The organism is Pseudomonas fluorescens (assembly GCF_902497875.1).
Taxonomy (GTDB): Bacteria; Pseudomonadota; Gammaproteobacteria; order Pseudomonadales; family Pseudomonadaceae; genus Aquipseudomonas; species Aquipseudomonas fluorescens_BR.
The window spans coordinates 58692-67521 of sequence record NZ_CABVHY010000037.1; the positions used below are offsets into that span (position 1 = coordinate 58692).

10 protein-coding genes are annotated in these 8830 nt (G+C 56.8%); 8 read left to right on the forward strand and 2 right to left on the reverse strand.

What is annotated here, in order from left to right:
* From F8N85_RS28765 to F8N85_RS28775, 3 genes are all read left to right on the forward strand, one after another.
* A partial coding sequence (locus F8N85_RS28765) for an AMP-binding enzyme (protein WP_150806866.1) occupies positions 1–518 on the forward strand: 518 nt, incomplete at its 5' end.
* 300 nt (positions 519–818) lie between these two features.
* Positions 819–1010, forward strand: a complete 192-nt coding sequence (locus F8N85_RS35240; protein ID WP_412072520.1) for a hypothetical protein — start codon at positions 819–821, stop codon at positions 1008–1010.
* A 153-nt stretch (positions 1011–1163) separates the two neighbouring features.
* On the forward strand, positions 1164–1838 hold the full coding sequence (locus F8N85_RS28775) for an NADPH-dependent F420 reductase (RefSeq protein ID WP_150806856.1): 675 nt from the start codon (positions 1164–1166) through the stop codon (positions 1836–1838).
* A 121-nt stretch (positions 1839–1959) separates the two neighbouring features.
* Here the strand turns inward: F8N85_RS28775 and F8N85_RS28780 are convergent, their stop codons facing one another.
* Entirely contained in the window at positions 1960–2844 is an 885-nt protein-coding gene (locus F8N85_RS28780) for an SMP-30/gluconolactonase/LRE family protein (protein WP_150806857.1), read from the reverse strand.
* Between the two features lies 1 nt (position 2845).
* Positions 2846–3691 carry an SDR family NAD(P)-dependent oxidoreductase gene (locus tag F8N85_RS28785; protein ID WP_150806858.1) on the reverse strand — a complete coding sequence of 282 codons (846 nt, stop codon included), beginning with the start codon at positions 3689–3691 and terminating at the stop codon, positions 2846–2848.
* 197 nt (positions 3692–3888) lie between these two features.
* Between F8N85_RS28785 and F8N85_RS28790 the strand changes: the two genes are divergently transcribed.
* The 5 genes from F8N85_RS28790 (at position 3889) to F8N85_RS28810 (ending at position 8687) form a co-directional block, all read left to right on the forward strand.
* Positions 3889–4827 (forward strand): LysR family transcriptional regulator, encoded by a 939-nt coding sequence (locus F8N85_RS28790; RefSeq protein ID WP_150806859.1) that lies wholly within the window; start codon positions 3889–3891, stop codon positions 4825–4827.
* A 311-nt stretch (positions 4828–5138) separates the two neighbouring features.
* Positions 5139–6470 carry an MFS transporter gene (locus F8N85_RS28795; RefSeq protein ID WP_150806860.1) on the forward strand — a complete coding sequence of 444 codons (1332 nt, stop codon included), beginning with the start codon at positions 5139–5141 and terminating at the stop codon, positions 6468–6470.
* A 467-nt stretch (positions 6471–6937) separates the two neighbouring features.
* The gene (locus F8N85_RS28800) at positions 6938–7240 is read left to right on the forward strand and encodes an ArsR/SmtB family transcription factor (protein WP_150806861.1); all 303 of its coding nucleotides are present in this window, start codon (positions 6938–6940) and stop codon (positions 7238–7240) included.
* A 62-nt stretch (positions 7241–7302) separates the two neighbouring features.
* On the forward strand, positions 7303–8277 hold the full coding sequence (locus F8N85_RS28805; RefSeq protein WP_150806862.1) for a zinc-dependent alcohol dehydrogenase family protein: 975 nt from the start codon (positions 7303–7305) through the stop codon (positions 8275–8277).
* 41 nt (positions 8278–8318) lie between these two features.
* Positions 8319–8687 carry an antibiotic biosynthesis monooxygenase family protein gene (locus tag F8N85_RS28810; RefSeq protein ID WP_150806290.1) on the forward strand — a complete coding sequence of 123 codons (369 nt, stop codon included), beginning with the start codon at positions 8319–8321 and terminating at the stop codon, positions 8685–8687.
* Positions 8688–8830: the final 143 nt, after the last annotated feature.

Here is an 8830-nt window from a genome sequence, read left to right on the forward strand (position 1 = left end):
ACCATGACCGGTTCGTCGACACCTACTTCAAGACGTTCCGTGGCATGTACTTCACCGGTGACGGCGCGCGTCGTGACGAGGATGGTTACTACTGGATCACCGGGCGTGTGGATGACGTGTTGAACGTGTCCGGTCACCGCATGGGTACCGCCGAGATCGAAAGCGCGATGGTCGCTCACCCGAAAGTCGCCGAAGCGGCCGTGGTTGGTGTACCGCACGACATCAAGGGGCAGGGCATTTATGTCTACATCACCCTCAACGGTGGCGAAGAGCCGAGCGAAGCGCTGCGCCTGGAGTTGAAGAACTGGGTGCGCAAAGAGATCGGTCCGATTGCCTCGCCGGATGTGATCCAGTGGGCGCCGGGCCTGCCGAAAACCCGTTCCGGGAAGATCATGCGCCGTATCTTGCGCAAGATTGCCACCGGCGAATATGACGGCCTGGGCGATATCTCCACCCTGGCGGATCCGGGTGTAGTGCAGCATTTGATTGATACGCACAAGTCAATAAACGCGGCCTAACAGCCATCTAGAGCCCCTGACAGCAGATATTCGTTCATTCCATTGTTAAGGATGAAAGAGGCTCGTTGGGGACTCCATACAAGTGGTTGCCCGATATGAAAGAAAGAATACAGTGCGCTCTATTTCAGGCCGCGAGTGAAGGAAAGAACGTCGTTCAGTTACAGGTAATTTCGCGGGAGGCTATGATGGCGATTACATCAAGTGCTGAGTTTTTCAGGGGACGTTTTCTGGGAGTACCCGTAGTTTTGTTAAACTGCGACGCGTCCTCTTCAGATGAAGATTTTATTTTGATCCATGGGAATTGACTCTTCTTTTCCACGGAGGAATCGCGAAGTTCAACACAAACCTCCTCCTGCACTAGAGGCCGCCATCATGAAACTCACACCCTGGGTCGAGCAGCGTGGATCAGGTGACGTTGCTGAGAACATTCGGGGTGCTCTGGGCCGATTGGTAGCTATCGCAATGAGCGGGTGGGCCCATAGCTCCAGTTAGCACTTGCGCCGTGCTCTGTTCGGGGCCCGGTCGTCGGTGCAGTTGGCGCTGGGGGTCAGCTAATGTCCCCTGCCCCCGAACGCGCCTTTCGTTTATGTGCAGGCTCTACTACGGTAGTTACAAAACCATTTTTCCAACCCAGGGGCGCAGCTCATGTCCAGAACCCTCTTACTAACGTTCGCCGGCCTGATCCTGTGCGCCAGCCAAGCTATGGCAGACTCCCTTAAGATCAGCGTGATCGGCGCCGGTAACGTCGGCGGTACGCTTGGCACTCTATGGGTAAAGGCTGGCCACTCTGTGATGTTTTCGTCGCGCCACCCCGAGGAGCTGGCGGACCTGGTCAAGACTGCCGGCCCAAACGCTCGGGCGGGTTCGGTAAGCGATGCCGCGGCATGGGGCGATGTGATCGTGCTGAGTGTTCCCTACAAGGCAATGCCGGTGCTGTCCGAACAGCTGAAGGGCAAGCTGGACGGCAAGGTGGTGTTCAGCACCAGTAACCCATTCAGCGACCGTGACGCAGACGTCGGGCGCAAGGCGCTGGATCAGGGAGTAGCCTTGGCGGACCAGCAGTACCTGCCCGGTGTGCACCTGGTGCGGGCGTTCAACGCCATAGGCTACGCATCAATGAAAAGCCAGTCCGGCAAAGACAAGGCGATTCCAACCTTCGCCGACGACCCCCAGGCCCGGGACTTGGGCGCCCGGTTGGTGCGCGACGCCGGATTTGTACCGGTACTGCTACCGCTGTCGCGGGCTAATGAAGGTTTGCCGGGCGGCCCGGCCGGCGGCGTTTTGAGTGAGGCCGAACTCAAGCACAGGCTGGGCCTGTAGCCGCGCTCATCACAATCAGGATCAGCTCACGCGAAAGGTCGGACGAGCGTTTAGTCAGCCTCTTCTTTAGCACCCGTCGCAGCCTCGGACCAACCGCCAACGCAAAAGAGCCGTAAACGCCTCAAAGCTCCTTGAACCGGTGCCGGGGAACACCAGGGATCGGCAGTCGGATGCTGTAGATATTCCCGGATGCGGGGAAGTCGGCCTGCTCGGCGGGCGACATACCGAATTGGGCACTGGTGATGAACAATGTGCGCATGTCGGCCCCGCCGAAACAGCAACTGGTGGGACGCGGGACCGGCATCTCAAGCGTCTGGGTCAGCTCACCGTGGCGATCGTACCTGAGCAGGCAGCCGCCATTGAACTGGCACACCCAGATGCCTCCTTCCGTGTCCATTACCAACCCATCCGGGCGGCCGAGGTCTGGCGGTGTATGGGCAAACACCGAGACCTGCGCCAGGTAGTTGCCGGTAGCCGGATAGCGGGCGCGATAAATAGCGCGGGCCACCGAGTCGACAAAAAACAGTTCACTGCCGTCGATTGACCACACCAGGCCGTTGGGCAGGCCGATAGTGTCCAGCACCACCGAGGCGTTCAACCCTGCGTCATATCGATACAGTTTACCGGTGTTTTTGCTGTGGGCTTCGTCCATCAAACCGGTGACGAAGCGCCCCTGAGGGTCGCAAGCGCCGTCATTGAAACGATAGGACGAGGGCGTGATGGCCAGTTTCGAGTTGTTGCTCACCCGAAGGCTGGAGCGATCCAGAATGGCGACGCCGGCATTCTGGGTAAAAATCAGGTTACCGGCGTTGGTCAATGCCAACGCGCCGATCCGGGATGGGGACTGATAAAGCCGCGTAAGGTTGGCCTGTTCGTCCAGGACGTTTATCTGCCCTGCGGAAATGTCCACGAACAAAAGGGAATGACAGGTTTCGTCCCAGACCGGGCTTTCACCCAGATCAGACTGACACGCTGAAAAAAGACGCAGCGCTTCCTGAGCAGGCATATCAACACTCCTTGATGTGGTCCCACAATTGAGCAATCTGCTCGGCGCTGGATGCCTTGACCCGAGCCAGGTCGACGGGATAGTCGACGCCCTTGTTCTCGGCAAACCGCGTAGCGGTGAATTGGCCATTGCTGGCCCGCAGAATGTAGCCGGTGTCCTGACACAGTTCCGAGGCCAGAAAGATCACACCGGGAGCCACCCACTGAGGCTTCAGGTTGTCCGGTTCCCCGGTCACGCCCCACATTCTGGTTTTGGCGACCGGCGATACCGCGTTGACCAGGATGCCATCTGTCGCGCCTTCCATGCTCAGCGCATTCATGATGCCCAGTTGCGCCATCTTGCCTGCCGCATAAGCCACCAGGCCCGACTGAGCATATTGCTGATACATCGCCCGATCCGAAGAGGTCAGTACCACGCGCGCAACAGCAGATTGCCTGAGGTGTTTCCAGGCATGTTTACACAACCAGATGGGCGTATAGACATTGATATCCACCGCGCGCTCAATGAATGACGACTCCGCCTCTTCAATCGATTGATAACCGACCCAACCGGCGTTGTGAATCACGATATCCAGTTGCCCATACGCCTCGATGGCCGTCTCGATCAATTGCCGGCACCCCTGCTCGCTGGCCAGATCGCCGTGATGACCGACGACGCTGTAACCCTCGGACTGAAGCGTTCGTGCGGCATCGAGGGCAATGGATGTATCCTCGCCATCGCCGATGTTGTCCGCCCCGATATCACTGATCACGACATTCGCGCCCAGCCTTGCCAATTCCCGTGCATAGATGAAACCCAAGCCTCGACCAGCGCCCGTTACAATTGCAGTCTTTCCTGTAAAGTTCATTGATTTTTCCTCTTGATTGCCACCTCACCTTAACAATGAATAAACGGGTTGTTTAATACTAATCAGGACCGAAGTTGATACCCTGCTCATATCAACCTATTGCTTAAATCCCTTGACCTGTTTAGGGCGACATTGACCCAGTACAGGCCGCCCCTGCGCGGGCAACACTGATCAGTTCAAATGAAGGAACGGAAGAAATGATCGAAACCCGACTGCTCAGGCAGTTCATCGCAGTGGCTGAAGAACTGCATTTTCACAAAGCCGCGATTCGCCTGCACATGGCCCAGCCACCCCTGAGTCAGGCCATCAACCGCCTGGAGGGTAAATTGGGTTTTAGCCTGTTCACGCGTAACAAACGCGAGGTAAAACTGACGCCCGCAGGCAGTGCCTTTCTGAACGCCGCCTATAGCACACTCAAGGAACTGGAACTGGGGGTGGAACACGCCCGCCAAGTGTCCGAAGGCGTCGCCGGTAAACTCACTGTCACCGCGGTGTCCATCGCTTACTACGAATCGTTGCTCAACGCCTTCAGGCAGTTTCGCGAAACCTTTCCCAAGGTCCAGTTGATCATCAAGGAAATGCCATCCTCGAGCCAGGCCAAGGCGATTTTGTCCGCAGAGGCCGATATCGCCTTCATGCGCAGGCTGCCCATTGCGGCGGAAAACGTCGAGTCGCGCTTGTTGCTCGATGAAGAAATCGTCATGGCGCTGCCCACCCATCATCCAAAAGCGCAGACCGGGCAAATCGACCTGCGGGATTTCGCCGGCGAAGACTTCGTGTTCACACCCCAAGCTTTGGGCCCCGGCTATCACAGCCAGCTCATTGCCTTGTGCGAAGCCGCTGGTTTTTACCCGAAAGTGGTGCAGGAAGCCGCGCAGATCCATACCCTGATCGGCCTGGTGGCCTGCGGTTTCGGCGTGGCCCTGGTGCCCGAATCCATCGCCAACTCGATCATGCGCGACAAGGTTGTGTTTCGCAGAATCTTCCCGGTGACAGAGTCTCCCAACCCAGCCATCGGGCTGTACATGAGCTGGCATACCCACAACGAATCACCGCTGATAGACAGTTTCATTTCCATGCTCGACTTCAGCAGAAAGCCTCAGGTCCAAGGTGCTCCGGCCGAACAGGTTCGCTAGAGCGCAAGGCTGTAGTGCTTCCGCCAAACCCCCAGGGAGACCGCGGCTTCCAGATTCTTGCGCTTGAATTGAGAGTTGAAATAGCGCATCCCGCCGAGCGCGGGGCCGATTTTCGTGCATTTTTTCCGGCGGCCTGCACAGTTGCCTCTCGATGGACTTGTAGCCCTTGACCCAACGCCTTCGGCACGAATCATGCGTAATCCAATAGCAATGAGTCGGTCCTGACTATGCGGATGACACTTTTGAAGTGAGCCGTTTCAGTGGCTGCCCCGATAATCGAACGCTTACTGATGAAATGTCGAGGGTTCAGCATGACAAACGCAGCTCAGGTCAGTCCGAAAACGCTGAAAAAAGTCATTGTCGCTGCCGCCATCGGCAATTTCGTCGAGTGGTTCGACTTCGCCGTCTACGGCTTTCTGGCGACGACCATCGCCCAGCAATTTTTCCCCAGCGGCGATGCTGGCGCCGCGTTGCTGAAAACCTTCGCGGTGTTCGCCGTGGCCTTTGCCTTCCGGCCTCTGGGCGGGATTTTCTTCGGCATGCTCGGTGACAGGATTGGCCGCAAGAGAACCCTGGCGATGACCATCCTGCTGATGGCGGGTGCGACTACCTTGATCGGGTTGTTGCCCGCTTATGCCGCTATCGGGGTCATGGCGCCGATCCTTCTGACCCTGATCCGTTGCGCCCAAGGCTTTTCCGCCGGGGGCGAATACGCAGGTGCGTGTGCCTATCTGATGGAGCATGCCCCCAACGATAAAAGGGCTTGGTATGGCAGCTTCATTCCGGTATCGACCTTTTCCGCCTTCGCCGCGGCAGCCGTGGTGGCCTACGCACTCGAGGCGTCATTATCGCCCGAAGCCATGGGTAGCTGGGGCTGGCGGCTGCCGTTCCTGATTGCCGCGCCGCTGGGCCTGGTGGGTCTTTACTTGCGCTGGAAGCTGGATGAAACCCCGGCGTTCCAGGCAGTGACTCAAGAACATGCGGTTGCACATTCCCCGCTCAAGGAGACCTTACGCAACCATGGCGCAGCTATCTGCTGCCTGGGTGCCTTCGTGTCGCTGACGGCGCTATCGTTCTATATGTTCACCACCTACTTCGCTACCTACCTGCAAGTCGCGGGCGGTCTGAGTCGCGCCACGGCGTTGCTGGTGTCGCTGATTGCATTGATCTTCGCAGCGGCGATCTGCCCCCTGGCCGGGCTGTATTCGGACCGGGTCGGACGTCGGGCTACGGTGATGACAGCTTGCGCGCTGTTGATTGTGGCGGTGTATCCCTCGTTCCTGATGGCCAGTTCCGGCTCATTCGCAGCGTCCATCGTCGGTGTCATGCTCCTGGCGATTGGTGCGGTGTTGTGTGGCGTGGTAACCGCGGCCTTGCTCTCGGAAACCTTCCCCACCCGTACTCGCTATACCGCGTCGGCTATCACCTACAACATGGCCTACACCCTATTCGGTGGCACCGCGCCGCTGGTGGCGACGTGGCTGATCAGCACCACCGGCAGCAACCTGTCGCCAGCGTTCTATCTGATGGCGGTTGCGTTGCTCGCGCTGGCCGGTGGTTTGGCGTTGCCGGAGACTTCAAGGATTTCCCTGCATGATGTTCCGACGAGGGAGAATGGCGTAGGCGTGGACGCTACGGCCTGAGGGTTTCAAAGCGGTTGCACTTGGGAAGGTGATTGAGGAGCCACTGCTCGGGAGTGATTTGCAGGCAATCTCTGGGAGGAAGTTGGGGACAAGCCACGTTTTTTCGTGAAGAAATGGTGGCCTTCTCCCCCTTTCTTCACGGTCGTTTGCTGCCAGTCGTGACAGGCAGGAATCGGCCGATTCTGTTGAAAAAGTCGTCTTCGGTCTTCGGGTCAGAAAAGAACGCGTATGAGATTGAAATCCGCACTACAACGCAGAAGGATCAGGACTCAGATTTTACGTAGCAGCGTACAAAAATGATATTTTCACTGCTCAATGCAGTGACCACTTGGCCGAGTCGACTTTTTCAACAGAATCGGCCAGAAGCAGACACTCGGTCTAGCCTACGAAACCGTTGGCAATTCGAAGTTCAAGATTGTTCTAATCTCTCGCATTGACATATCGATAAATCTCGATATCCTCAGCTTATGGAATTGATCGAAATATTCAAAGCCCTCTCAAACCCTACGCGTCTTGAAATCTTGAAAGGTTTGAAGGACCCCGCAAAGAACTTCCCTGCGCAGGATGAAGGTGACGTTCTCACGGTCGGAGTCTGCGTCAGTAGTATTCAAGAAGGTATCGGACTGTCGCAGTCAACGGTGTCCGGTTATCTTGCCACGTTGCAACGAGTGGGCCTGGTCGAAGTCAGGCGCATCGGTCAGTGGACCTACTACAAACGGAATGAAGCAACCATCAGTGCTCTTGCCGAGATCATTGGAAAAGATCTGTAATTTTTTTATCGCGATGTATCGAGATATCTCGATATTCCTTTTTGTCGATACGAGGATTTACCATGAAAGCGATGATACTTAAATCATTTGGCGATCCTGAATCGTTCGAACTCTGCGACGTGCCCAAGCCCGTGCCGCACACGGGACAGGTCCTGGTCCGGGTACACGCAACCTCCATCAATCCCTTGGATTACCAGGTTCGACGTGGCGATTATCCCGACCTGGTGCAACTGCCGGCCATTACCGGACACGACGTATCTGGCGTTGTCGAAGAAGTTGGGCCAGGTGTGACGACCTTCGTTCCAGGAGACGAAGTCTGGTACACCCCGCAAATATTTGACGGGCCAGGAAGTTATGCCGAGTACCACGTCGCGGCCGAAAGCATTGTCGGGAAGAAGCCTCCCTCGCTGAGCCATCTTGAGGCGGCAAGCCTGACCTTGGTTGGCGGGACGGCGTGGGAAGCACTGGTCGTGCGTGCGGCGCTCAGGGTCGGGGAAAGCATTCTTGTACACGGCGGCGCGGGAGGCGTCGGTCATGTCGCGATCCAGCTGGCGAAAGCTATGGGAGCAAGGGTGTTCACAACCGTGCGCGAAGCAAACGTTGAGTTCGCATGCAGCTTGGGGGCCGATGTGATCATCGACTACGAAAAAGAAGATTATGTTGACGCCGTCATTTGGGGAACGGGTGGCCGCGGCGTTGATGTTGTGTTCGACACCATCGGCGGCAACACATTGTCACGCAGCCCCGACGTGCTCGCACAACTTGGCCGCGTCGTCACGATCGTGGACATTGCACAGCCACAAAACGTCGTTCAGGCCTGGGGCAAGAACGCGAGTTATCACTTCGTTTTCACCAGGCAAAACCGCGGCAAGCTTGATGAGTTGAGCGCATTGATAGCGCGCGGTCAGCTGCGGCCACACGTTGGCGCCGTCTATTCGCTTGCCGACATTCCCCTCGCCCATGCCCGGCTGGAAAGTCTCAACAACGGTATTCAAGGAAAAATCGCAATTGCAGTCGAGCCATCGCTCATCTCGTAAGTGCGTACTTTTAATCGTTCAAGTCAATTTAGAGGAACGCCATGATCTATGAGATCGCTCTGCTCCCCGTTCACAAAGAACGCATTGAAATGTTCCGACGTGCATTTGCCGAGGTCGCTCCTTTGCTCAGCCGCGCGAAAGGTTACGGCGGCCACCTGCTCGCGCAAGGGATCGAAAGCCCCGAGCTGTTCAACCTGATAGTGAGATGGCAATCACTCGAAGATCACACGCCGGGCTTTGAAGCGAGTGAAGACCATCAGCTGTTCATGATGGGCTTAGAGGAATATTTTTCGGAAGAACCGAAGGTCTACCATATTGAGGGGGCAGCTTTTAGGACTGACGAACATGATGATCCAAACAATACCGTTGGCATGGGTGCTGCCAGCGGCTTAAGAGGCTTGTGGCCTTAAAGCAAATAGCTGTTGTCGGAAACAGACGTTCATGACCGGCAATTTTCGGCCAGAAGCAGCCCTTCAAATCTGCCGAGGCGCGCGTTGCAGGTCGCTGCACCTGGCATCAACCAGGTTGATCGACGACCTTAATCTGCGTCAGC